A 23,472-nucleotide genomic window follows, 5' to 3' on the forward strand; every position below is an offset into this window, starting at 1 on the left:
GGCGGACCGGTGGCGCCGGCTCGACGTCAACCGGCGGTGCGATCCCAGTCGATCGTGGGCAGGCCGGCGTCGGCGAGCGCCTTGTTGGCCGCGCTGAACGGGCGGCTGCCCAGGAACCCGCGCGGGTTCATGGGGCTCGGGTGGCCGGCCTCCAGCACCACGTGGTTGGGGTTGGTGACCAGGGCGGCCTTCTTGCGGGCGTAGCCGCCCCAGAGCAGGAAGACCACCCGCTGGTCGAGCGCGTCGAGGGCCCGGATCGTGGCGTCGGTGAACTCCTCCCAGCCCTTGTTGGCGTGCGAGCCCGGCGTGGCCTGCCGGACGGTCAGCACCGCGTTGAGCAACAGCACGCCCTGCGCCGCCCAGCCGCTCAGGTTGCCGCCGGCCGGCTTCGGCACGCCCAGGTCCTCGCCCAGCTCCTTGAAGACGTTGCGCAGCGACGGCGGCACCGCCACCCCGTCGCGCACGCTGAAGCTCAGCCCGTGCGCCTGCCCCGCCCGGTGGTAGGGGTCCTGCCCCAGGATCAGCACCCGGGTCTCCGTCGGCCCGCACAGGCGGTAGGCCGAGAACAGGTCCTCGACCGGCGGGAAGACCATGCCGGTGGCGTATTCCCCGGCGACGAACTCGGCCAGCGCCGCGGTGCGGGCCGGGTCGAGGTGCGGGGTGAGCGCCGCCCGCCAGGCATCCGGCAGGAGCGCCAGCAGGTCGAGGGTGGGAGCGTCGTGGGGCATCGGCAACCTTTCACCGCGTCTGGTCGGTCCCCGGCACTCTAGGCAGCGGGTACGACACGGGGTCAGTCCAGGGTGGTGAGCCGCTCCGCCCAGTCGCCGCCGACCGGCTCCAGGGTGACCACCCGGGTGTCGTCGTCCCGCCGGTCGATACGCACCCGCAGGTGGGCGTCGACCAGTTGCTCGACCATCCCCTCGCCCCACTCGACCACGGTGACCGCCTCGTCCACCGAGGCGTCCAGGTCCAGGTCGTCGATCTCGGCGCGCGGGTCGGCCGACTCCCCCAGCCGGTACGCGTCGGCGTGCACCAGGGTCACCCGGCCGCCCCGGGCCGGATCCGGCCGGTGCACCCGGGCGATCACGAAGGTCGGCGAGGTGATGTCGCCCCGCACCCCGAGGCCGGCGCCGATGCCCTGGGTCAGCGCCGTCTTGCCGGCGCCCAGCGGGCCGCTGAGCAGCAGCAGATCACCGGCGCGCAGCACCCCGGCCAGCCGGCGGCCCAACCCGTGTGTGTCGTCGATCGTCTTGAGCTCCAGCACCTTCACAGCGCCACCTCGGCTCGCGACTGCGGGGCTCGCAACCCCGGCTCACTCCTCGCGCTCACAGCGCCACCTCGGCTCGCGACTGCGGGGCTCGCAACCCCGGCTCACTCCTCGCGCTCACAGCGATTCCAGGAACCTTTCCAGCGCCGCGTTCACCTCGTCGGCGTGCTCCAGCATCACCACGTGCCCGCTGTCGTGGATCTTCACGAACTCGGCGTGCGGCAGCCGCCGGACGATCTCCTCGGAGTGCGTCACCGGCGTGATCATGTCCTTGTCGCCCACGATCACCAGCACCGGCGTGCCGGCCAGCGCGGCCAGCGCGGGGAACCGCGAGTGGGTGGCCAGGGTGCGCAGGTAGCGGGTGACCGTGTCGGCCGAGGTGCGGGAGTTCATCGTCTCGACGTAGGACACCAGGGCCGGGCTGGGCTTCGGGGTGCCGAAGCCGTACCTGCGGGTGAGCAGCCACGCCACGTTGGAGGTCGACTTGCGGGCCTTGTCGATCACCGTGCCGCCGTACCGGGTGGCGTTGCTCATCATGTAGATGACCGGCGCGCCGACCCGGCCGAGCAGCGCGGGCGCCACGAGCTTGGTCTCCGCGAGCAGCCCGCCCGAGGTGGCCATCAGCACCGTGCCGACCACCCGGTCGCCGAACAGCTCCGGGTACAGCTCGGCCAACGCCATGATCGTCATGCCGCCCATCGAGTGGCCGACCAGCACGAGCGGCCCCTCCGGGGCCACCTCGTCGATCACCCGGCGCAGGGTGTGGCCCAGCGCGGCCAGGTCGTAGTCGCCGGTCTCCAGCTTCCCGGAGCGGCCGTGCCCGGGCTGGTCGTAGGCGACGACCCGGTAGTCGCCGCGCGCCGCGAGCATCTTGCGCTGGAAGTGGAACGTGCCCATGTCCAGGCAGAAGCCGTGCACCAGCACCACGGTCGGATGCCCGGCGACCGGGCGGGTCGGCTCGACCACCTCCACGTGGATGTCCGTGCCGTCCGGCATCTCCAGCAGGTACGCCGCGTCGTGCCGCTGCTCGCCGAACACCTCCTCGGCGTACGGGTCCGCGGGGTCGGACTTGAGGCGGCGGACCAGGACCCGCTCACTCACCACCCCTGCGGCGAGCCCGGCGGCGGCCACACCGAGCGCGGCGCCCACCACCCCGGCGGCCCGGCCGGCGGCGGTCCTCGGCCGCGGAATCCGGAACCGCTGGCTCACGGGCGCTCGCCGTCGTAGACCCGGGGCACCCGGACGCCGCCGAACCGGGTCACGATCTCGTAGTTGATGGTGCCGACCGCCTCGGCCCAGTCGTCGGCGGTGGGCTCGCCGTCCGCCCCGCTGCCGAAGAGGGTGGCCACGTCACCGGCGGCCACCTCGTCCTCGCCGCAGTCGACGACGAACTGGTCCATGCAGACCCGCCCCGAGATGGTCCGCCGCTTGCCGGCGAGCTGCACCGGGCCCGTGTTCGAGGCGTGCCGGGGCACCCCGTCGGCGTAACCGAGCGGGACGACCGCCAGGTTCGCCTCCTGCTCGGTGAGGTAGGTGTGCCCGTACGAGACGCCGGTGCCGGCCGGGACCCGCTTGGTCAGCATCACCCGGGCGCGGGCCGTCATCGCCGGGCGCAGGCCGAACTGCTCGCCCTCGATCGGGGAGAGGCCGTAGACGGCCAGGCCGGGGCGGACCAGGTCGAAGTGGGTGTCCGGGCGGGTCAGCGTGGCTGCCGAGTTGGCCAGGTGCCGGTAGCGGGGGCGCAACCCGGCCCGCTCCACCATCTCCAGCCCCTCGTGGAACACGGCCAACTGCCGGTCGGTGGTGGGGTGGCCGGGCGAGTCCGCGTACACGAAGTGGCTCCACACGCCGACCACCTCGACCAGGCCGTCGGCCTGGGCCTTCGCGGCGGCCTCCAGCAGCGCCGGCCAGTCGGCGACGGTCGCCCCGCCGCGGGACAGCCCGGTGTCGATCTTGAGGTGCAGCCGGGCCGGACGGTCCGCCCGCCGGCCCGCCTCGATCATCTCGTCGAGCTGGGTGAGGCTGGCGCAGCCCAGGTCGACACCGACCGCGACCCCGTCGTGCAACGGCAGCCCCGGGTCGAGCAGCCAGGCCAGCACGGGCGCGGTGACACCCTCCTGGCGCAGCAGGAGCGCCTCGTCGAGAGTGCAGACGCCGAGCCAGTCCGCCCCGGCGTCGAGCGCCGCGTTGGCCGCCGGCACCATGCCGTGGCCGTAGCCGTCGGCCTTGACCACCGCCATCAGCTCGGCGCTGGTGCCCGACTTGAGCCGGGCCACGTTCTCCCGGATCGCGTCCAGATCGACGCGCACCTCCGACTGCCACATGCCCTCAGCCTACTTCCGTCGGTGATCACCATGGCCGCGAGCCGCGCGGCCAGCCTTCTCGACCGCGTGCGGCCCCCGTCGCACCGGCCGCGAGCGGGCCGCCCGCCACGTGCCGGCCGCCGTCGCCGGACCGCCGCCGTCGCCCGCCGTCGCCCGCCGTCGCCTGCCCGCCGCCGTCGCGTGCCGGCCGCCGTCGCGTGCCGGCCGCCGTCGCGCTCAGGGCAGGCGGGCCAGCACCGGGCGGAGCGCGGTCGCCACGTCGGGCGCGGTCACCGGACCGCCGCGCGCCGCCTCCCGGCCGGCCAGCCCGTGCAGGTACGCCGCCGCGGCGGCCGCCCGCTCCGGGGCCAGCCCGGCGGCGAGCAGCGAGCCGAGCAGCCCGGCCAGCACGTCCCCGGTGCCCCCGGTGGCCAGCACCGGCGTGCCGGTGGGATTGACGTAGGCCCGGCCGTCCGGGGTGCCGATGATCGTGCGGTCGCCCTTGAGTAGCACCACCGCGTTCATCCAGGCGGCCAGCCGCAGCGCCGCCCCGACCCGGTCCGCCCCGGGGGTCTCGCCGCACAGCCGGGCGTACTCGCGGTCGTGCGGGGTCACCACGATCGGCGCGTCGCGCCCGCGCAGCCGGTCCGCCAGCTTGCCGTCGACCAGCAGGGTGAGCGCGTCGGCGTCGAGCACCGCCGGCACCGGCGCGGCGAGCACCGCGCGCAGTTCGGCGGCGGACTCCTCGCCGGTGCCCAGCCCGGAGCCGCAGACCCAGGCCTGCACCCGGCCGGAGGCGGCGACCCGGTCGGTGGCGATCACCGACGGGTGCTGGTGCAGGACCTCCGCGCGGGCGCCGCCCGCGTAGCGGACCATGCCGGTGGGGCCGGCCAGCGCGCCGCTCACCGACAGCACCGCCGCGCCCGGATAGGTGGCCGAGCCGGTGGCCACCCCGACCACGCCCCGGCTGTACTTCTCCGAGGACGCACCGAGCCGGGGCCACCAGTCGACCAGGTCGGACCACTCGGTGACGCGCAGCGCCGGGGTGCCGCGCAGCCACGGCTCCAGCCCGATGTCGACCAGCTCGATGTGCCCGGCGAGGGGTGCGGCCGGGCCGACCACCAGGGCCGGCTTCAGCGCGCCGAACGCGACCGTCACATCGGCGCGAACGGCGCAGGGCCGGCCGGAGGCGGTGAGCGGCACGTTCCCGGTGTCGACCGCGACGCCGCTCGGCACGTCGACCGCGACCACCGTGGCCCGCGTGCCGTCCCGCCCGATGCGCTCGGCGAGGCTCGCGGCGAGCTGGTCGGCGGTCTCCCGCAGCCCGCCGGTGCCGCCGATCCCGACGATCCCGTCGAGCACCAGATCCACCACGGCCGGCGGCCGGTCGACGACGCGCCCACCGGCGGCGCGCAGCGCGGCCAACCCGTCGGCGTGCGCCCGGCCCGGGGTGAGCAGCAGGGCGGCGACCGCCGCGCCCCGCCGGGCCAGGTGCGCGCCCGCGTAGAGGGCGTCGCCGCCGTTGTCGCCGGAGCCGACCAGCAGCAGCACCCGGGCGCCGTAGACGCCGCCCCGATCACCCAGCAGCAGCGCGCAGCGGCGAGCCAGCCCGGCGGCGGCCCGCTGCATGAGCGCCCCGGGCGGCAGGGTGGCCATGAGGCCTGCCTCCGCCGCGCGTACGTCCGCGACCCGCCACACCTTTCTCATGCCACCCCGTCCCGTCCGTTCGTCCCGTTCGTCCCCGGACCGGGCGACCGGCCCGCCGGGTCCGGCTCACCCTTCCGCGACCACCATGGCCGAGGCGATCCCGCCGTCGTGCGACAACGACAGGTGCCAGCGGCTGATCCCGCGCTCGGCCGCCGCGGCGGCCACCGTGCCGGCGACCCGCAGCCAGGGCCGGCCCGCCGCGTCGGGCACGACCTCGCAGTCGTGCCAGCTGAGCCCGGCCGGCGCGCCGAGCGCCTTGGCCACCGCCTCCTTCGCCGCGAACCGGGCGGCCATGGATTCCGGAGAGCGCGGGCTGCCGGAGCGGGTGTGGCGCTCGGTCTCGGTGAAGAGCCGGTCGGCGAGCGACGGCGTGCGCGCCAGGGACCGGGTGAACCGGTCGACCAGCACGACGTCGATGCCGACAGCCACGATCACGGCCTCACCCTACCGGCGCCCGGGGCCGCGGACCGGCCGTGGAGAACGCCTGTGGAAAACCCGGCGTACGCCCACCGCCCGTTGTCCACAGGGCCGGCGCGGGTCGCCCGCCCGGCCGTAGCGTCCCCGCTGTCCGTCCGCCGGATCGTAGGGAGGGCACCCATGGGCGAGGAGCCGTTGCGCGTCGAGCCGGAGCTGCTGCGGGGGGTGGCCCGGGAGCTGACCGACGACGCCTACCGGCTGGCCCGGGGGCCGGCCGCCGAGCCGGGGCTGACGGTGCCGGCCGACGGCTGGCGGGCCGGGGCGGCGCTGGCCGACCTGGAGGCGGCGGTGCAGCGCTGGTGCGGGTCGCTCGCCGTCCGGGTGGCGGCCACCGCCGAGGCGGTCCGCGCCGCCGCCGACGGCTACGAGACGGTGGACGAGCGGGCCGCCCGCCGGCTCGCCGGGATCCCGCGATGAGCACGGCGACCGCCTCCGCGGGACGCGGCGGCCGGCCGGCGGACGACCCGGTGCCGGTCGGCTACGCGCAGCTCTGGCGGGCCGACCCGGGAGCGTGGGTGGCGGCGGGTGCCGCGTGGCGAGGGCTGACCGGCCCGGTCCGGCGCCGGGCCGACGGGCTGAGCGCCCGGATCGGTGCGCTGCACCCCGGCTGGTCGGGTTCGGCCTCGGGCACGGCGCAGGGACGGATCGGCGAGCTGCGGACCGCGCTGACCGACGTGCTGCCCGCGCTCGTCGAGGTCGACCAGGTGCTCGCCGAGTTCGCCGCCCGGGTCGGCGCGGCGAGGGCGCGGCTGGGCGCCGCCGTGGCCCAGGCCGACGCGGGCGGCCTGCTGGTGGACCGGGCCGGGGCGGTCCGGCCCGATCCGGCCCGTCCCCGGCCGGCCGCCGTGGTCGGTCCGGCGGTGGTGCGGGTGAGTGCCGGGATCCGGGGCGCGCTGGCGCTGGCCGGCGCGGCGGACCGGGAGGCGACCGGCCGGCTGGCCGAGTTGGCGACGGCGGCGGCGACCGGCTGGGTGAGCGTCCCGCCGGGCCCACGACCGTCACCCGGGGCCGGGCCGGCCGAGGTGAGCCGGTGGTGGGCTGGCCTCACCCCGGCCGAGCGCCGGTGGCTGGTCGGCCGCGAGCCGGAGCGGATCGGCCGCCTCGACGGGGTGCCGGTGGCGGCCCGCGACCAGGCCAACCGGCTGCTGCTGGCGCGGCGGCGGGCGGAGCTGACGGAACGGCGCGCCGCGCTGCTGCGCCCGCTGCCGGCCGGGCCACTCGAACTGGCCCGGCTGGCCCGGCTCGCCGCGGTGGAGGCGGCGCTACGCGGCCTCGACGGGCTCGGCGAACGGCTGGCCGCGCCCGGGGCGCCGCGGGCGTACCTGCTGGGGCTGGACCCGGCCGGGGACGGGCGGGCGGTGGTGGCGCTCGGCAACCCGGACCGGGCCGGCGCGGTGCTGACGTACGTGCCGGGGATGACCGCGGATCTCGCCGACGCCCCGGGCGAGCTGGGCCGGGCCGCCCGGGTGCTGGGCCGGTGCACGGCGCTCGAACCGGGCACGGAGGCGGCGGCCGTGCTCTGGCTGGACTACGACGCGCCGGACTTCCTGCCCGAGGCGGCGCGAGGCCGGCAGGCCGAGGACGCCGGGCCGGCCCTGCACCGGTTCCAGGAGGGGCTGCGCGCCTCGCACGAGGGGCCGCCCGCCCGGCAGACCGTGCTCGGGCACAGCTACGGCTCGGTGGTGGTCGGCACCGCGGCCCGGGACCACGGGCTGAGCGCCGACGCGCTGGTGTTCGTCGGCTCGCCCGGCGTGGGCGTCAACCACGCGGCCGAGCTGCGGCTGCCGCCGGGCCAGGTCTGGGCCGCCACCGCACCGGACGACGTGATCCGGCTGGCCCGGCCGCCCGACGAGCTGGCCCGGCGGGCGGTGCTGGCCGGAACGCCGCTCGGCCCGGTCGCGGCGCTGCTCGACCCGCACGACGACCGGCTCTGGTTCGGCGCCGACCCGAGCGCCCCCGGCTTCGGCGGCCGGCGGTTCCCCAGCGGGCGGCACGGGCACGCCGGCTACTGGGATCCCGGCAACCCGGCGCTGGACGGAATGGCCCGGATCGTGCTGGGCCGATGACCGCACGAGGGCCGGAGACGCCGCGGCCCCTCCGCCGCGGGACGGAGGGGCCGCGACCGGGTCGACTACTCGACGGTGACCGACTTGGCCAGGTTCCGGGGCTGGTCGACGTCGTGCCCCCGGGCGGCGGCGATCTCGGCGGCGAGCACCTGGAGCGGCACGGTGGTCACGAGCGGCGCCAGCAGCGTCGGCGTGCGCGGCACGTAGATCAGGTGGTCGGCGTAGCGGACCACCGCCTCGTCGCCCTCCTCCGCGATCACGATGGTGCGGGCGCCCCGGGCGCGCACCTCCTGGATGTTGGAGACGACCTTGTCGTGCAGCATGCCTCGGCCGACCGGCGACGGCACGATGCAGATGACCGGGGTGCCCTTGTCGATGAGCGCGATCGGGCCGTGCTTCAGCTCGCCGGCGGCGAAGCCCTCGGCGTGCATGTACGCCAGCTCCTTGAGCTTCAGCGCGCCCTCGAGGGCCACCGGGTAGCCGACGTGCCGGCCGATGAACAGCACGGTCGGCTCCGACTTCAGGTCGCGGGCCAGCTCGCGGACCGGCTCGATCCGGTCGAGCAGCTCGCGCAGCTTGCCCGGCATCTCCTGCAGCTGGGCCACCACGGCGCCCACCTCGTCGGCGAACTTGATCCCGCGCACCTGGGCGAGGTGCAGGCCGATCAGGTAGCAGGCGACGAGCTGGGTGAGGAACGCCTTGGTGGAGGCGACCGCGATCTCCGGGCCGCCGTGGGTGTAGAGCACGGCGTCGGACTCGCGCGGGATCGTCGAGCCGTTGGTGTTGCAGATGGCCAGCACCCGGGCCTTCTGCTCCTTGGCGTGGCGCAGCGCCATCAGGGTGTCCATGGTCTCGCCGGACTGCGAGATCACCACGATCAGCGTGGACCGGTCGAGCACCGGGTCGCGGTAGCGGAACTCGCTGGCCAGCTCCACCTCGCAGGGGATCCGGGTCCAGTGCTCGATGGCGTACTTGGCGACCAGGCCGGAGTGGTAGGCGGTGCCGCAGGCCACGATGAAGATCTTGTCGACGTCGCGCAGGTCCTGCTCGCTGAGGCGGACCTCGTCGAGGGCGATCTCGCCGCTCTCGGTGAGCCGGCCGAGCAGCGTGTCGGCGATCGCCTGCGGCTGCTCCTCGATCTCCTTGAGCATGAACCAGTCGTAGCCACCCTTCTCGGCGGCCGACGAGTCCCAGTCGATGTGGAAGTCCTTACCGGTCGCGGGCTGGCCGGCGAAGTCGGTGATCTCGATGCTCTCCGGGGTGATGAGCACGATCTGGTCCTGGCCCAGCTCGACCGCGTCGCGGGTGTGCTCGATGAACGCGGCCACGTCGCTGGCCAGGTAGTTCTCGCCGTCGCCCCGGCCGACCACGAGGGGCGAGTTGCGCCGGGCGCCGACCACCGCGCCGGGGATGCCGGCGTCGACGGCCAGCAGCGTGAAGGCACCTTCCAACCGCTGGCAGACCAGGCGCATGGCGGAGGCGAGCAGCTGCGGGCTGTCGACCTCGCCGGCCGAACGCAGGTCGGCCAGCGAGCGGGCGAGCAGGTGCGCGGCGCACTCGGTGTCGGTGTCGCTGGTGAACTCGACGCCGTCGGCCTCCAGCTCGGTGCGGAGCTTCGCGAAGTTCTCGATGATGCCGTTGTGGATCACGGCGACCCGGCCGTCGGGGGAGAGGTGCGGGTGGGCGTTGCGGTCGGTCGGGCCGCCGTGGGTGGCCCACCGGGTGTGGCCGATGCTGGTGGTCCCGTCGCCGATGCCGATCGGGCTGGCGGCGCAGGACTCCGGGTCGGAGGCGGCACGCTCGGCGAGAACCTTCTCCAGGTTGGCCAGCTTGCCGGCCTTCTTCTCGATCAGCAGCTCGTCGTCACAGACGACGGCGACGCCCGCCGAGTCGTAGCCGCGGTACTCCAGCCGCCGCAGTCCGTCCAGCACGATGCCGAGCGCCGGGCGCGCACCGGCGTAACCCACGATTCCACACATGGTCCGCAGCCTAACCCAGTTTCGCTCATCGCGCGTGCTCGGAAGCCGGGTAAACGATCACTGATCTTGAGCGAACCGGTGAGCGGATGGCGAGGATCGGACAAACCTCGCAGACAACGCGGGCCACCGGGAGCGGGGCGTCGCATCGACGGCAAACGGTTGCGTACCCGACCTGCGCACGGGTACGCGCGGGCTGGTCGCCGGGCCGTACATTGAGGGCCCCCGTCGGGGCGACGCCCCCGACCCACCCCTCCCGCGGTCGTCCGCGCCGTCCCCTGCGAGCTGAACGATGTCCGAGACGACCCCCACGCCCGAACCGGCGAACAGCGGCGGCCCGAGCGACCCGACGGCTCCGCAACCCACGACCTGGACGCCGCCGGACCCCCTCGCCGCCCCGCAGCCCTGGGCGCCACCGGCACCGTGGGCTCCCACGCCGGGGACGCCGGACCCGTGGACTCCGCCCGCCCCGCCGGGCGGGACGGCGGGTCCCTGGTCGCCGCCCGGATCGACGCCGGGAGAGCCGCCGCCGGGACCGGCCACTCCGGGATCAGCGGCGGGTCCGGCCGGCTGGGCCAACCCGGCAGCCCCGCCACCTGCCGCCCCGAACGCCCCGGGCGCCGTGCCCGCACCGCCCTGGCCCGGCGGCGCTCCCGGGCCGGGCTGGCCCCCGGCCGGCTACCCGCCGCCGTACGCGTACCCACGAGCGGCGCCGTACGCGTATCCCGGGGCGGCGGCGCCGCGCCGATCGGCGGGCGGGCGGGTCGTGGCCGTCGTGGTCACCGTGGTCATCGCCCTGGTGCTCGCCGTCTGCGGCTGCGTCGGCTTCGGGGTGCTCGGCAGCTTCGTCGACGGCTCGACCAACTCCGGGCAGCCCTTCGACCCCGAATTCGACGAACCGGACGGCGGCTTCGCCGAGGAACCCACCGAGGCCGCCCCGCCGGCCCCGGTCGCCACCCCGTCCGGAGGGCCCGGCCGGTTCACGGTGGTCTACGAGGTGACCGGCACGGCCACCGTCGACGTGCAGTTCTACGACGCCAACGCCGACTTCTTCCAGTTCGACGGGGTGCGCTCGCCGTGGCGGATGGCGCTCACCGCCAACGACCGGGAGCGGGTGCAGATCATCGCGTCGCCCGTCGGCTCGGGCGAGGCGAGCTGCCGGATCACCATCGACGGGAAGGTCGTCTCGGAGGACTCGGGCGAGTACGGCGCCACCTGCTTCGGCTGGTGAGCTCCGCACCCAGGAGGCGGTGGTCTTGCGGCGTCGGTGGCGGCCCGTAGGCTGGCCGGCGTGACGACGACCGATCCGCTGGTGGCCCGGATGCGGCCGTTCGGCACCACGATCTTCGCCGAGATGTCCGCGCTGGCCGTGCGCACCGGCGCGGTCAACCTCGGGCAGGGCTTCCCCGACACCGACGGCCCGCCGGAGATGCTCGCCGCGGCCGCCGAGGCGCTGCGCTCCGGCCACAACCAGTACCCGCCGGGCCCGGGCATCCCGGCGCTGCGCGCGGCCGTGGCGGCACACCAGCGCCGCTTCTGGGGCCTGGAGTACGACCCGGACGGCGAGATCGTGGTGACCGCGGGCGCCACCGAGGCGATCGCGGCGAGCATCCTCGCCCTCTGCGAGCCGGGCGACGAGGTGGTGTGCTTCGAGCCCTACTACGACTCGTACGCGGCCTCGATCGCCCTGGCCGGCGCGGTCCGCCGCCCCGTGACGCTGCGTCCCGGGGCCGACGGACGGTACGCCGTCGACCCGGCGGAGCTGCGCGCGGCGTTCGGGCCGCGCACGCGGCTGGTGCTGCTGAACACGCCGCACAACCCGACGGGCAAGGTGTTCACGGCCGACGAGCTGGCCCTGGTCGCCGAGCTGTGCCAGGAGCACGGCGCGTACGCGGTCACCGACGAGGTCTACGAGCACCTGGTCTTCACCGACGCCGCCGCACCGCACCTGCCGCTGGCGACGCTCCCCGGCATGCGCGAGCGCACCCTGCGCATCTCCTCGGCCGGGAAGACGTTCTCCTGCACCGGCTGGAAGGTCGGCTGGGTGAGCGGCCCCGCGCCGCTGGTCGCCGCCGTGCTGCGGGTGAAGCAGTTCCTCACGTTCGTCAACGCCGGGCCGCTGCAGCCGGCCGTGGCGGTGGCGCTCGGCCTGCCGGACGCGTACTTCGAGGACTTCCGGGACGGGATGCAGCGGCGGCGGGACCAGCTCGTCGCCGGGCTCACCGACGCCGGGTTCGGGGTCCTCGCGCCGGAGGGGACGTACTTCGTCACCGCCGACGTCACCCCGCTGGGCGGGCGCGACGGGGTGGAGTTCTGCCGCGCCCTGCCGGAACGCTGCGGCGTGGTGGCGGTGCCGACCCAGGTGTTCTACGACGACGTGGAGGCGGGCCGGCGGCTGGTCCGGTTCGCGTTCTGCAAGCGGCCCGAGATGCTCACCGAGGCGGTCACCCGGCTGCGCCGGCTCAAGGAGGACGCATGACCGACGCGTACGCCGAGCGGATGCGCCGCCTCGCCGCCCAGCGCGACTGCGCCACGGTGCTCTCCGGCGTTCGGCCGGCCACGGTGCGGGAGCAGCTCGCGACGCTCCGGGCGGCCGTCGGCGACGACCTGCTGCCCGATTTCTACGGCGAGGGCGGGGCGGTGGAGCAGCTCGAACGGCGCGTCGCCGAGCTGCTCGGTGTGGAGGCGGCGGCCTTCTTCCCCACCGGCACCATGGCCCAGCAGGTCGCGATGCGCCACGGCGCCGAGCTGACCGGCCGCGACGCCGTGGGCCTGCACCCGCTCAGCCACCCGCTGCTGCACGAGCGCGACGCGTACGCGGTGCTCGGGGGGCTGCGGGCGGTGCGGACGACGGCGGCGCCGCGCAACCCGACGGCCGAGGAGGTGGCCGCGCTCGACGAGCCGATCGGCACGCTCTTCCTGGAGCTGCCGCTGCGCGACGCCGGGTTCGTCCTGCCGACCTGGGACGAGCTGGTGGCGGTGGTCGGCGCGGCCCGGGAGCGGGGCACCCGGGTGCACCTGGACGGCGCCCGGCTCTGGGAGTCCACCGTCCACCTGGGGCGCCCGGCCGCCGAGATCGTGGCCCTGGCCGACAGCACGTACGTCTCGTTCTACAAGTCCCTGGGCGGTCACTCCGGCGCGGCCCTGGCCGGCGACGCCGAGCTGGTCCGGTACGCCCGCGCCTGGCGGCACCGCTACGGGGGCACCCTGTTCCAGCAGTGGCCGGCCGCCCTCGCCGCGCTCGCCGGCCTGGAGCGGGAGCTGCCCCGGCTGCCCGGTTACGTGGCGCACGCGACGGTGGTGGCCGAGGCCCTTGCCACCCTGCCGGGCGCCCGGGTCCACCCGGCGCCCCCGCACACCCACCAGTTCCGCCTGTGGCTGCCGCATCCGGCCGAAGCCCTGGACGCGGCCAACCTCGCGCTCGCCGAGGAGGAGAAGGCGTGGTTCGCCGGCGGCTGGCGGGACACCGAGGTGCCCGGCCTGGCACTGACCGAGGTGACCGTGGCCGGCCCGGCGCTGGAGCTGGGCCCCGACCAGATCCTCGACCTGGCCGACCGGTTCCTGCGCCGGGTCTCGTCCCGCTGACCCCGGCCTGACGACCGGCCGTCCCACACCCGGCCGGCGCAGCGACGACGCGTGCCCCGGCAGCGGTCAGCCCGCGGAACGTGCCGGGCCCGCGTCCGCTGCCGGCGTCGCCGGGCCCGGCCGGTCCGCCGCCACGGCCTGGAGCACGGCACCCCCGTCGGCGAGCAGCGCCGACTCGGCGTCGTCGACGAAGGCGAGGTCCGCCTCGACGTGCCGGGCGGCGGCGGAGAGCAGCAGCCGGACCACCGGGTCCTCGGAGCGGCGGCGCAACCCGTCGAGGTTGCGCAGCTCGCGCATGAGGTGGCCGCGCTGGTTGGTCAGCACGGTGCGGACGGTGGTGGCCTCGCCGGACCGGGCGGCGGCCGTCACCTTGAGGAAGAAGTCGTCCCGGAACCCGCCGCTGCGCGGGCTGGGTTCGGCGAGCCAGCGGTCCAGCTCGGTCCGGCCCGCCTGGGTGATCTCGTAGACCACCCGGTCCGGCTTCACCGGCTGGGCATGCCGCTCGGCGACCACCAGCCCGTCCCGGGACAGCCGGTCGAGGATCTGGTAGAGGTGCCCGATGTTGAGCGGGCCCCACTGAGGGCCGACCGCCGCCTCGAAGGCGCCCTTGAGCTCGTAGCCGTAGCTGGGGCCGCGGGCGAGCAGTGCCAGGACCGCATGCTGGATCGCCACCGTCTCCTCCGATCCGGTTCCGGACAGGCGCCCCGGAGGGCCCTTGCATTGTCACAATGTATCGCGCACAGTGTGAGTCAGCACACGGGGAGGCGCGAATGTTCCACGTCATCTGGGGGCAGCTTCGTGGCCGTGCGGGGGGGTCGGTGGCGCTGCTGGTCGGCGTGCTGGTGGCGACCACCGGCCTCGTCGTCCGGACCGGCGCCGCCACCACCTCCCGCCTCGCCGTCACCGGCACCGTTGAACGGCACACCCGCGCCGCCTCCCGGCGGCGCTCGTCCCGACCGCTGTTGCGCCGCCTTCCCACCGCACGACTGCTGGCAGAGGAGTGACCATGGACGCTACGACGGGCAGCAGGGTACGCATCGCCGGGCTGGTCCGCCAGTTCCGCAGCGGCACCGACCGGCTCACCGCCGTCGACGACGTGTCGCTGGACATCGCCGCGGGATCGGTGGTGGCGCTGACCGGGCCGAGCGGATCCGGCAAGTCCACGCTGCTGCACCTCATCGGCGCGATCGAGCAGGCGGACCGGGGCACGGTGACGGTCGACGACGTGGCGGTCACCGGGCTGCGCCGCGCAGCCCTGGCCCGGTACCGCCAGCGGGTCGGCTTCGTCTTCCAGCGCTACCACCTGCTGCCCGCGCTGAGCGTGCTGGACAACGTGATCGCGCCCGTGCTGCCCCGCCGGGGGCGCGCCGATCACGCGGCCCGCGCCCGCGAACTGCTGGACGCCGTGGGGCTCGCCGGCCGGGAACGCGCCCTGCCCGCCCAGCTCTCCGGCGGCCAGCAGCAGCGGGTCGCCATCGCCCGGGCCCTCATGGGCGCGCCACGGCTGCTGCTGGCCGACGAACCCACCGGCAACCTCGACTCGACCACCGGCGCCCAGATCCTCGACCTCCTGCTCGACCTGCGCGACCGGCACGGCATGACGATCCTGCTCGCCACCCACGAACAGGCCGTCGCCGCCCGCTGTGACCGCCTGATCCGCCTCGGCGACGGCCGGATCGTCGAGGACCTCGACCTCACCGAGGGCGAGGACCCGGCCGACACCTACGACCGCGCCACCCGGCTGCGGCTCTGAATCGGCACACGGGAGGCGCGACATGTTCCACGTCATCTGGGGGCAGCTCCGTGGCCGTGCGGGGCGGTCGGTGGCGCTGCTGGTCGGCGTGCTGGTGGCGACCACCGGCTTCACCGTCCTGACCGGCGCCACCACCACCTCCCGCCTGGATGTCACCGGCACCGTCGAGCGGAACACCGAGGCGGCGTACCAGATCCTGGTCCGTCCGAAGGGGACGCGCACCCCGCTGGAGGTCGAGCGGCGGCTGGTCCGCCCCAACTACCTCTCCGGCCTCTTCGGTGGGATCACCACGGCCCAGTACGAGCAGGTCAAGGCGGTGGCCGGCATCGATGTGGCCGCGCCCATCGCGATGCTGGGCCACTCCACCGCACCGGTGCCCATGTCGTTCGACGTCACCGACGCCGTCGACCGGAGCCTGGACCGGCAGGTGATCCGCGTCGACCCCACCTTCGTCGCCGAGCGTGGCCTCTCCACGGCGCCGGCCAAGCCACGCTACGTGTACGTGACGAAGCACCGCCTCATCTACCCCCGCTGGAGCGACCTGTCCGAGCAGACGCCGTACACCGACGGCCGGTCGTACAAGTGGGACGACCTGTGCGGGCCCGTCCCGCGGGAGGTGCTACCGAGCGGGGAGAGCCGCCCGATCTGCGATCCGATGTTCGGCGCCCTGCAGGGCAGCCCCGCCACCCTCTCGGAGCGGCAGGTGTGGAGCTTGAACGCGGTGCGGCTGCTGCCGGACGGCCGGTTCGAGACGGCCGACGGCCTGCTCACGCCGGACACCGCCCCCACCACCAGCGACCGCCTGGTGCTCACCTACCAGCTGACCGTGCCGCTGTTGATCGCCGCCATCGACCCCGTCGCCGAGAACCGGCTCGTGGGGCTGGACTCCGCGGTGGTCAGCGGGCGGCCGGTCCGGGCCGACGACCCGGTGGCCGAGCGCCGTGGCGGCACCGTGCTCACGCGTACCGCGCCGGCGCTCGTCACCAACCGTCCCTTCTTCGACAGCACCGTGCGCGCCCGGTTCACCCGGCTACCCACGGCCCGGCCGGCCACCGTGCCGGCGATCGAACTCGAGCAGACCCTGGGCCGCGCCACCGGGATTCCGGCCGGCTCCGCCGAGGTCGACGCGGGCGCCGCCTACCGGGCGCAGCTGACGGAGGGGGTCGCCGAGGACGCCTGCTGCCGCGGCCAGCTCCAGCGGGTCATCCAGGCGGGACCGGTGACCTACCGCGAGCTGCCGGACGGCACCCTGCGCGCCGACCCGGTGCCGCCCGCGGACCCCGAGGTGTACGGCAACCAGTTCACCCACAGCTTCCTGCCCCGGCCCTGGCTGGCCGAGGACACCGGCTTCCGGCCGGTCCGGGCCCTCGCCGGGAAGGAGGGTGGCGCATCCACGCAGTACCACCAGTGGCAGGCCGTCGGCGTGTTCGACCCGGAGAAGCTGGCCGGCTTCGGCGACGCGGGCACGGTCCCGCTGGAGACGTACGAGGCGCCGCGCGCCGCGGGTGCGGACGACCGCAGTCGTACCGCGCTCGGCGGCCGGCCCCTGGAGCCGAGCGGCAATCCGGCCGGCTACCTCTCGGTGCCGCCACTGGTGCTCACCAACCTCGCCAGCGTGCCGAAGCTGCTGGAGGGCAGCAACAGCCCGCAACGCAGCGCGCCGATCAGCGCGATCCGGGTCCGGGTCGCCGGTGTGGACGGATACAGCGAGCAGGCCGCGGAGCGGGTCCGCCTGATCGCCGAGCAGATCAACCGGGCGACCGGCCTGGACGTCGACATCACGCTGGGCTCGTCCGCCGCCCCGCGGACCGTGGAGCTGCCGGGCGGCGCGTTCGGCCGCCCCGACCTGCGGCTCACCGAGAACTGGTCGGCGCTGGGTGTCGCGTCCACCATCGTCCAGGCGGTCGACCGCAAGAGCGCCGTGCTGTTCCTGTTGGTGCTGGTGGTCTGCGTGCTTTTCCTCGGCAACGCCGTCTCCGCCGCCGTCCGGGACCGCCGCTCCGAACTGGCGGTGCTGGCCTGCCTCGGGTGGCCGGCCCGCCGGCTCGGGGCACTCGTCCTCGGCGAGGTCGCCCTGCTCGGTCTCGCCGCCGGGCTGCTGTCGCTCGGGCTCGCCGTACCGCTCGGCGCCGCCCTCGGCATCGGCGTCGACTGGCGGCGGGCGTCGCTCGCCGTACCGGTGGCGCTGCTGCTCGCGCTGGCCGCCGGCCTGGCGCCCGCGCTGCGGGCGGCGCGCGCCCACCCGGCCGCCGCGCTCCGCCCGCAGGTCGCCACCGCCCGGTGGATACGCCGGCCCCGCACCCTGTTCGGGCTGGCGCTGGCCAACCTGGTCCGCACGCCCGGGCGGACCCTGCTCGGTGCCGGCGCCCTGGCCATCGGCGTGGCGGCGCTGACCCTGGTGGCCGCCGTCGGGTACGCGTTCCGGGGCGCGATCGTCGGGACCCTGCTCGGTGACACGGTCGCGCTGAGCGTGCGCGGCGCCGACGCGCTGGCCGCCGGCGCCACCGTGCTGCTCGGCGCCGCCGCGGTCGCGGACGTGCTCTACCTCAACATCCGGGACCGGGCGGCCGAGCTGGCCACCCTGCGCGCCACCGGCTGGACCGACCTCGCGCTCGGCCGGCTGGTCGGCTACGAGGGGCTGCTGCTCGGCGGGCTCGGCGCGCTCGCCGGCGCCGGGCTGGGCACGGGCGGCGCGGCCTGGCTGGTCGGGGACGTCCCGGGCGCGCTGGTGCTGGTCGCCGCGCTGACGGGGACGGGCGGCGCGCTGCTCACCGCCGGCGCGGCGCTGGCGCCGGCCGCGCTGCTGCGCCGGCTACCCACCGCACGCCTGCTGGCCGAGGAGTGACCAGGGCACCCGCCAGCGCCGCCCGGGCGATCGGTCAGGCGACCGGGCTGGCGCTGCGGACCTGCTCGGCGATGCGCTCGGCCACCGACCGGGCGGTCGCCTCGGTGGCGGCCTCGACCATGACGCGGACCAGCGGCTCGGTGCCCGACGGGCGGAGCAGCACGCGGCCGGTCTCGCCCAGCTCGGCCTCGGCCCGCTCCACCTCGGCGCGGACGGCCGGCGCGGCGGCGCCGACGGTCCGGTCGCCGACCGGCACGTTGATCAGCACCTGGGGCAGCTTGGTGACCACGCCGGCCAGGTCGGCGAGGGACTTGCCGGTGGCGGCCATGCGCGACATGAGGTGCAGGCCGGTGAGCACGCCGTCGCCGGTGGTCGCGTAGGCCGGCATCACGATGTGTCCGCTCTGCTCGCCGCCGAGCGCGAGGCCCGAGGCGCGCAGCTCCTCCAGCACGTACCGGTCGCCGACCTTGGTCTCGACCAGCCGGATGCCCTGCGCGGACATGGCCAGCCGCAGGCCGAGGTTGCTCATCACGGTGGCGACAAGGGTGTCCTGGGTCAGCTCGCCGGCCTCCCGCATGGCCAGGGCGAGGATCGCCATGACCTGGTCGCCGTCGACCTCCTCGCCGTCGGCGGTGACCGCGACGCAGCGGTCGGCGTCGCCGTCGTGGGCGATGCCGAGGTGCGCGCCGTGCTCGACCACGGCGGCACGCAGCGCGTCGATGTGGTTGGAGCCGCAGTCGTCGTTGATGTTCAGACCGTCGGGCTCGGCGTAGATGGCGATCACCTCGGCGCCGGCCTCCCGGTACGCCACGGGGGCCACCTCGGCGGCCGCGCCGTTGGCGCAGTCGACCACGACCTTGATGCCGTCCAGCCGGTGCGGCACCGTGCCCACCAGGTGCTGGACGTAGTGGTCGGCGCCGTCGAGCAGGTCGTGCACCCGGCCGACCCCGGCGCCGATCGGGCGCTCCCAGGCGGTGGTGGCGTTCGCCTCGACGGCGGCCTCGATGCGCATCTCGATCTCGTCGGGCAGCTTGTGCCCGCCGGCCGCGAAGAGCTTGATGCCGTTGTCCGGCATGGGGTTGTGCGAGGCGGAGAGCATGACGCCCAGGTCGGCCTTGGCCTCGGCGGTCAGGAACGCCACGGCGGGGGTGGGCAGCACGCCGACCCGGACCACGTTGGCGCCGGCGCTGGTCAGCCCGGCGACCACGGCGGCCTCCAGCATCTCGCCGCTGGCCCGGGTGTCCCGGCCCACCACGGCGAGCGGCGGATGGCTCTTGTCGGTCTCGGCCAGCGTGTGGGCGGCGGCCACCGCCACCGCGAGCGCCAACTCCGGGGTGAGATCCGCGTTCGCCCGCCCGCGTACGCCGTCCGTGCCGAACAACCGGCCCATACCCGCCAACCTCCGATGGAACTGCCGTTGAGAGGAGAAAGCGGAACGGCCGGGCCACCTCCCGGCGTGGGAGGCGGACCCGGCCGTCCGTCAGAAGTACAAGGCGCTGGTGGTGATCAGCGCTTCGAGTACTGGGGAGCCTTACGGGCCTTCTTGAGGCCGTACTTCTTGCTCTCCTTGACCCGGGCGTCACGGGTCAGGAAGCCGGCCTTCTTGAGGGCCGGGCGGTCGTCGGGCTCGCTGACGATCAGCGCCCGGGCGATGGCGAGCCGCAGCGCGCCGGCCTGGCCGGTGGTGCCGCCGCCCCGCAGGTTGGCGATCACGTCGAAGGCCTCGGGCTTCTCGGCGGTGACCAGCGGGTCCTTGATGAGCTGCTGGTGCACCTTGCTCGGGAAGTAGGCCTCGAGGTCGCGGCCGTTGCAGGTGATCTTGCCGCTGCCCGGGACGATGCGGACCCGGACGATGGCCTCCTTGCGCCGACCCACGGTCTGGATCGGGCGGTCGCCACGAGGCGCGCGCGCGACGGGCGCCGGCGCCTCGGTGGCCTCGGGGGCGACCTCGGTGGCGGTGATGTCGGTCATGCTGCTTCCTTCGCCCGCGCTCACTGCGCGATCTGCTTGATCTCGAACGGCACCGGCTGCTGCGCGCCGTGCGGGTGCTCGGCACCGGCGTAGACCTTCAGCTTCTTGAGAATCTGGCGGCCCAGCTTGTTGTGCGGGAGCATGCCCTTCACGGCCAGCTCGATGGCCCGCTCGGGCCGCTTGGTCAGCAGCTCGTCGTAGCCGACCTGCTTGAGGCCACCCGGGTAGCCGGAGTGCCGGTAAGCGATCTTGGTCTGGCGCTTGTTGCCGGTCAGCGCGACCTTGCCCGCGTTCACGATGACGACGAAGTCGCCCGTGTCGACGTGCGGCGCGAAAGTCGGCTTGTGCTTGCCACGCAGCAGCGTGGCGGCGTGGGTCGCGAGGCGGCCCAGCACGACATCAGAGGCGTCGATGACGTGCCACTGACGCTCGATCTCACCCGGCTTCGGGCTGTACGTACGCACAGGTCTACCTTGTCTCGTCGTCGGTCTGGGGTCGCGCGCCGAGGTGACCAGGCGCGCACGAACGACCAAGCGTACCTGATGCGGCACGCCTAAGAATGTCGTACAACAGCAGGCAACGATACCCGGCCGCCCGGCGGCAGGTCAAAACGGGGTGTCACCCCGCGTGGCCTGCGCCTTTCCCATGGCGGAGGTCACACGCCGGCCAGCTTACGCGGCCCCGGCCGCAGGTACACCGCCCAGGTCACCAGGAAACAGAGCGCGTACCAGCCGATGAAGGCCAGGTAGGCGGCGTCGGCGGTGCCGGAGGCCAGGAACGACTGCCGGAACGCCACGTTCACCAGCACGCCGCCCGAGGCGCCCACCGCCCCGGCGATGCCGATGAGCGCCCCGGAGAGCCGCCGGGCCCGCCGCTCGGCGGCCTCCCGGTCCCCGGTCAGCTCCGCCTCGGCGGCGGCCCGGGCCCGGAAGATCGCCGGGATCATCTTGTAGGTCGACCCGTTGCCGATCCCGGAGAAGACGAAGAGCGCCAGGAACCCGGCCAGATAGAGCGGGAAGGACCGGTCCCGGGCGGCGTACAGCACCAGGGCGGCGCCGGCGGCCATGGCCACGAAGTTCGCGAAGGTGACGCGGGCCCCGCCGAGCCGGTCGGCGAGCTGCCCGCCGAACGGCCGGACCAGCGACCCGATCAGCGGCCCCAGGAAGGTCAGCCAGGCGGCGTCGACCGGGGTCGGGAACCGGTCGTGGAACTGGAGCTGGAGCACCTGGCCGAAGGCGAAGCCGAAGCCGATGAACGAGCCGAAGGTGCCGATGTAGAGCAGGGACATCACCCAGGTGTGCGGGTCGCGGGCCGCCGCGCGCAGCGCGCCGGGCTCGTTGCGCGCCCCCGGGAGGTTGTCCAGCCCGCGCGCCGCGGCGAGCGCCGCCAGCACGATCAGCGGCAGGTAGACCGCCGGCACCAGCCGGGGGTACGCGGCTCCGGCGGTGGCCAGCACCGCCAGCCCGACGAGCTGCACGGCCGGCACGCCGAGGTTCCCGCCGCCGGCGTTGAGCCCGAGCGCGCGGCCCTTGAGGCGCTCGGGGAAGAACAGGTTGATGTTCGCCATGGAGGAGGCGAAGTTGCCGCCCCCGACGCCGGTCAGGCAGGCCAGCACCATGAGCGTGGCGTACGACACGCCGGGCTCGATCAGCACCGCCATGGGCACGGCCGGCACCAGCAGCAGCAGCGCGCTCACGATGGTCCAGTTCCGCCCGCCGAACCGGGCCACCGCCAGGGTGTACGGCAGCCGCAGCACCGCGCCCAGCGCCGCCGGCACGGCCGTGAGCAGGAACTTCCCGGCCGGGTCGATGCCGTACTCGGGGCCCAGGAAGAGCACCATGACCGACCAGAGGCTCCACACCGAGAAGCCCACGTGCTCGGCGAAGATCGAGACGTACAGGTTGCGGCGGGCGACCGGCGCGCCGGTCGTGGCCCAGAACCGGGGGTCCTCGGGGCGCCATTCGGTGATCCGTCCCGGGCGTCCGGCCTCGGCCGGGGCCAGGGTGCCGGGGGAAGCGAGCGTGCTCACGGCGACTCCTCCTCGTCGATGACGAGGGGGACGCTAGGAACGGGCGGTTACCCGGCCGTGCCCGCCGCGGGTCGGTGGCGATACGGAGATCGCACGTCCGCCGGCGGGCGACGGTGAGGCGCTCAGATCTCCTGCAGGATGCGCAGCGCCCGGCCGACCCGCTGCATGGTCTCGGTGTCGGCCACGTCGACGCACTCGGTGAACCACTTCTTCATGGGCGAGGAAAGCCGGTCGGGCATCACCACGTAGGTGCCCATGGGCACGGCCAGGGGCGAGTCGCGCAGCAGCGACTCCTCGACCACCTCGACCACGATCACGATGGGCACCGCGGTGGAGTTGTAGACGTCGGAGCTGATGACCAGGCCGAGCCGTTCCCGGGCGCCGGAGATGCGCCAGACCTCTCCCCTACGCAGCACTCGGGCGCCCGCCGCCGAACAGCGCGTCGTCGACCAGCGCGGCCTCCCGGGCGTCGGCCAGCGCGGCCGACTCCAGGTCCAGGCCGGCGCGGGCGACCGCCTCGGCGTGCGCGGTGAAGACCTCGCGCAGCGCCTTCTCCCGGGCGGCCTGGTCCATCCAGGCGGAGAGGGAGAGCCCTTCCCGCTTGGCGAACCGGCGCGCCTCCTCGATCGTCTCGTCGGAGAACGACAGTGTCACCTTGGCGGTCATGCCGGACAGATTACCCACTGGTATGACCGCCAGTCATCCCCGCTCGCACCCGTCGCCGAACCGGACAGCCGGGCACGCTCAGGGACGGCGGCCCCCGAACACCGCGAACCGCCACTCCTTGAAGAAGCAGTCCACGTCGACCAGACCGGCCTCGATGAGCCACCGGCACTGGTCGGCCACCGGCGCGGGCCGGTCGTGTCGCATCCGCTCCCGTGCCCCGGCGATCTCCGCGGCGTCCGAACCCAGCTCGGTGATCCGGGCCGTCCAGACCTCGTCGTAGCGCCGGTCGAGGGCCGGGGTCGGGCCGGCCACCTGCTCGGCGTTGACGAAGACGCCGCCCGGCGCCAGCGCCTCGGCCGCCCGCCGGTAGAGGGCCCGCTTGCCGCCGTCGCCCAGGTGGTGGATGGCCAGCGCGGAGACCACCGCGTCGTAGCGGCCGGCGGGCAGCGGGTCGGCCAGGTCGGCGAGCACGGTGCGGTGCGGCACCCCGCGGGCGGCCAGGTGGCCGGTGGCGACCGCCAGCATGCCGGGCGCGCCGTCGACCAGGGTGAGCCGCACCCCGGGGACCGCCGCGGCCAGCAGCAGGGAGAGCAGGCCGGTGCCCGCGCCCAGGTCCAGCACCTCGGGGGTACGCCCCGACGCGAGCGCCGCCCGCAGCGGCGGGGCGGCCACCTCGACGGCCGTGCCGTAGAAGGCGTCGAAGCAGGGCACCAGCCGGCGCCGGGCCGTGTCGTAGCTGCCCGCCACCGCGTCGAACGCGTCCGCCACACTCATCGCGCGCCTCCCATTATTCGAGATATCTGTCCCACATTCTAAGCCCTGCCGAC

At 75.1% G+C, this 23,472-nt stretch carries 23 protein-coding genes; 8 read left to right on the forward strand and 15 right to left on the reverse strand.

What is annotated here, in order from left to right; translation table 11 throughout:
- Window positions 1–26: 26 nt before the first annotated feature.
- The 6 genes from ung to GA0070214_RS13535 form a co-directional block, all read right to left on the reverse strand.
- Window positions 27–728: a uracil-DNA glycosylase gene (gene ung, locus GA0070214_RS13510; protein WP_091262679.1), complete on the reverse strand. Its 702-nt coding sequence runs from the start codon at window positions 726–728 to the stop codon at window positions 27–29.
- A gap of 62 nt (window positions 729–790) precedes the next feature.
- Window positions 791–1,270 (reverse strand): tRNA (adenosine(37)-N6)-threonylcarbamoyltransferase complex ATPase subunit type 1 TsaE, encoded by a 480-nt coding sequence (gene tsaE / locus GA0070214_RS13515; RefSeq protein WP_091262681.1) that lies wholly within the window; start codon window positions 1,268–1,270, stop codon window positions 791–793.
- A gap of 114 nt (window positions 1,271–1,384) precedes the next feature.
- On the reverse strand, window positions 1,385–2,476 hold the full coding sequence (locus GA0070214_RS13520) for an alpha/beta fold hydrolase (RefSeq protein WP_091262683.1): 1,092 nt from the start codon (window positions 2,474–2,476) through the stop codon (window positions 1,385–1,387).
- A complete protein-coding gene (gene alr / locus GA0070214_RS13525) occupies window positions 2,473–3,591 on the reverse strand; it encodes an alanine racemase (protein WP_091262686.1) in 1,119 nt (372 codons plus the stop codon). The genes GA0070214_RS13520 and alr overlap by 4 nt, the downstream gene beginning before the upstream one ends.
- A 216-nt stretch (window positions 3,592–3,807) precedes the next feature.
- Window positions 3,808–5,277 carry an NAD(P)H-hydrate dehydratase gene (locus GA0070214_RS13530; protein ID WP_091262687.1) on the reverse strand — a complete coding sequence of 490 codons (1,470 nt, stop codon included), beginning with the start codon at window positions 5,275–5,277 and terminating at the stop codon, window positions 3,808–3,810.
- A gap of 66 nt (window positions 5,278–5,343) precedes the next feature.
- Entirely contained in the window at window positions 5,344–5,712 is a 369-nt protein-coding gene (locus tag GA0070214_RS13535) for a holo-ACP synthase (RefSeq protein WP_091262691.1), read from the reverse strand.
- A gap of 162 nt (window positions 5,713–5,874) precedes the next feature.
- Here GA0070214_RS13535 and GA0070214_RS13540 point away from each other — a divergent pair, with 162 nt between their 5' ends.
- Entirely contained in the window at window positions 5,875–6,171 is a 297-nt protein-coding gene (locus tag GA0070214_RS13540) for a type VII secretion target (RefSeq protein ID WP_091262693.1), read from the forward strand.
- Complete coding sequence (locus GA0070214_RS13545; RefSeq protein ID WP_091262695.1) at window positions 6,168–7,820, forward strand: alpha/beta hydrolase; 1,653 nt, start codon at window positions 6,168–6,170, stop codon at window positions 7,818–7,820. The genes GA0070214_RS13540 and GA0070214_RS13545 overlap by 4 nt, the downstream gene beginning before the upstream one ends.
- A gap of 65 nt (window positions 7,821–7,885) precedes the next feature.
- Here the strand turns inward: GA0070214_RS13545 and glmS are convergent, their stop codons facing one another.
- On the reverse strand, window positions 7,886–9,799 hold the full coding sequence (gene glmS, locus GA0070214_RS13550; RefSeq protein ID WP_091262697.1) for a glutamine--fructose-6-phosphate transaminase (isomerizing): 1,914 nt from the start codon (window positions 9,797–9,799) through the stop codon (window positions 7,886–7,888).
- A 763-nt stretch (window positions 9,800–10,562) separates the two neighbouring features.
- Here glmS and GA0070214_RS32440 point away from each other — a divergent pair.
- From GA0070214_RS32440 to GA0070214_RS13565, 3 genes are read left to right on the forward strand one after another with little or no spacing between them, the layout of a single operon-like run.
- On the forward strand, window positions 10,563–11,027 hold the full coding sequence (locus GA0070214_RS32440) for an MmpS family transport accessory protein (protein WP_244167696.1): 465 nt from the start codon (window positions 10,563–10,565) through the stop codon (window positions 11,025–11,027).
- A gap of 60 nt (window positions 11,028–11,087) precedes the next feature.
- Window positions 11,088–12,275 (forward strand): pyridoxal phosphate-dependent aminotransferase, encoded by a 1,188-nt coding sequence (locus GA0070214_RS13560; protein ID WP_091263117.1) that lies wholly within the window; start codon window positions 11,088–11,090, stop codon window positions 12,273–12,275.
- Window positions 12,272–13,381 (forward strand): threonine aldolase family protein, encoded by a 1,110-nt coding sequence (locus GA0070214_RS13565; RefSeq protein ID WP_091262701.1) that lies wholly within the window; start codon window positions 12,272–12,274, stop codon window positions 13,379–13,381. Before GA0070214_RS13560 ends, GA0070214_RS13565 begins: the two co-directional genes overlap by 4 nt.
- 66 nt (window positions 13,382–13,447) lie before the next feature.
- On the opposite strand, the gene GA0070214_RS13570 is transcribed toward GA0070214_RS13565, so the two are convergent.
- Complete coding sequence (locus GA0070214_RS13570) at window positions 13,448–14,053, reverse strand: PadR family transcriptional regulator (RefSeq protein ID WP_139141855.1); 606 nt, start codon at window positions 14,051–14,053, stop codon at window positions 13,448–13,450.
- A 98-nt stretch (window positions 14,054–14,151) separates the two neighbouring features.
- Here GA0070214_RS13570 and GA0070214_RS13575 point away from each other — a divergent pair, with 98 nt between their 5' ends.
- From GA0070214_RS13575 to GA0070214_RS13585, 3 genes are read left to right on the forward strand one after another with little or no spacing between them, the layout of a single operon-like run.
- On the forward strand, window positions 14,152–14,385 hold the full coding sequence (locus GA0070214_RS13575) for a hypothetical protein (RefSeq protein ID WP_091262705.1): 234 nt from the start codon (window positions 14,152–14,154) through the stop codon (window positions 14,383–14,385).
- Window positions 14,386–14,387: 2 nt separating this feature from the next.
- Window positions 14,388–15,134: an ABC transporter ATP-binding protein gene (locus GA0070214_RS13580; RefSeq protein WP_091262707.1), complete on the forward strand. Its 747-nt coding sequence runs from the start codon at window positions 14,388–14,390 to the stop codon at window positions 15,132–15,134.
- A gap of 22 nt (window positions 15,135–15,156) precedes the next feature.
- Window positions 15,157–17,979, forward strand: a complete 2,823-nt coding sequence (locus GA0070214_RS13585) for an FtsX-like permease family protein (protein WP_091262709.1) — start codon at window positions 15,157–15,159, stop codon at window positions 17,977–17,979.
- A 34-nt stretch (window positions 17,980–18,013) separates the two neighbouring features.
- Here GA0070214_RS13585 and glmM read toward each other — a convergent pair whose 3' ends face one another.
- The 7 genes from glmM to GA0070214_RS13620 all read right to left on the reverse strand — a co-directional run bounded on the left by glmM (window position 18,014) and on the right by GA0070214_RS13620 (window position 23,419).
- Window positions 18,014–19,369, reverse strand: coding sequence for a phosphoglucosamine mutase (gene glmM, locus GA0070214_RS13590; RefSeq protein WP_091262711.1), 1,356 nt, complete (start codon window positions 19,367–19,369; stop codon window positions 18,014–18,016).
- Window positions 19,370–19,485: 116 nt separating this feature from the next.
- The gene (gene rpsI / locus GA0070214_RS13595) at window positions 19,486–19,950 is read right to left on the reverse strand and encodes a 30S ribosomal protein S9 (RefSeq protein ID WP_088991922.1); all 465 of its coding nucleotides are present in this window, start codon (window positions 19,948–19,950) and stop codon (window positions 19,486–19,488) included.
- Between the two features lie 20 nt (window positions 19,951–19,970).
- Window positions 19,971–20,414 (reverse strand): 50S ribosomal protein L13, encoded by a 444-nt coding sequence (rplM, locus tag GA0070214_RS13600; RefSeq protein WP_091262713.1) that lies wholly within the window; start codon window positions 20,412–20,414, stop codon window positions 19,971–19,973.
- A 191-nt stretch (window positions 20,415–20,605) separates the two neighbouring features.
- The gene (locus tag GA0070214_RS13605) at window positions 20,606–21,979 is read right to left on the reverse strand and encodes an MFS transporter (protein ID WP_208602752.1); all 1,374 of its coding nucleotides are present in this window, start codon (window positions 21,977–21,979) and stop codon (window positions 20,606–20,608) included.
- Between the two features lie 122 nt (window positions 21,980–22,101).
- Window positions 22,102–22,395: a type II toxin-antitoxin system PemK/MazF family toxin gene (locus GA0070214_RS13610; RefSeq protein ID WP_091262715.1), complete on the reverse strand. Its 294-nt coding sequence runs from the start codon at window positions 22,393–22,395 to the stop codon at window positions 22,102–22,104.
- Entirely contained in the window at window positions 22,385–22,645 is a 261-nt protein-coding gene (locus GA0070214_RS13615) for a DUF6364 family protein (protein WP_091262716.1), read from the reverse strand. Before GA0070214_RS13615 ends, GA0070214_RS13610 begins: the two co-directional genes overlap by 11 nt.
- 78 nt (window positions 22,646–22,723) lie before the next feature.
- Window positions 22,724–23,419: a class I SAM-dependent methyltransferase gene (locus GA0070214_RS13620; RefSeq protein WP_091262718.1), complete on the reverse strand. Its 696-nt coding sequence runs from the start codon at window positions 23,417–23,419 to the stop codon at window positions 22,724–22,726.
- Window positions 23,420–23,472: the final 53 nt, after the last annotated feature.

Origin of the sequence: Micromonospora chaiyaphumensis (assembly GCF_900091435.1) — a bacterium.
Taxonomy (GTDB): Bacteria; Actinomycetota; Actinomycetes; order Mycobacteriales; family Micromonosporaceae; genus Micromonospora; species Micromonospora chaiyaphumensis.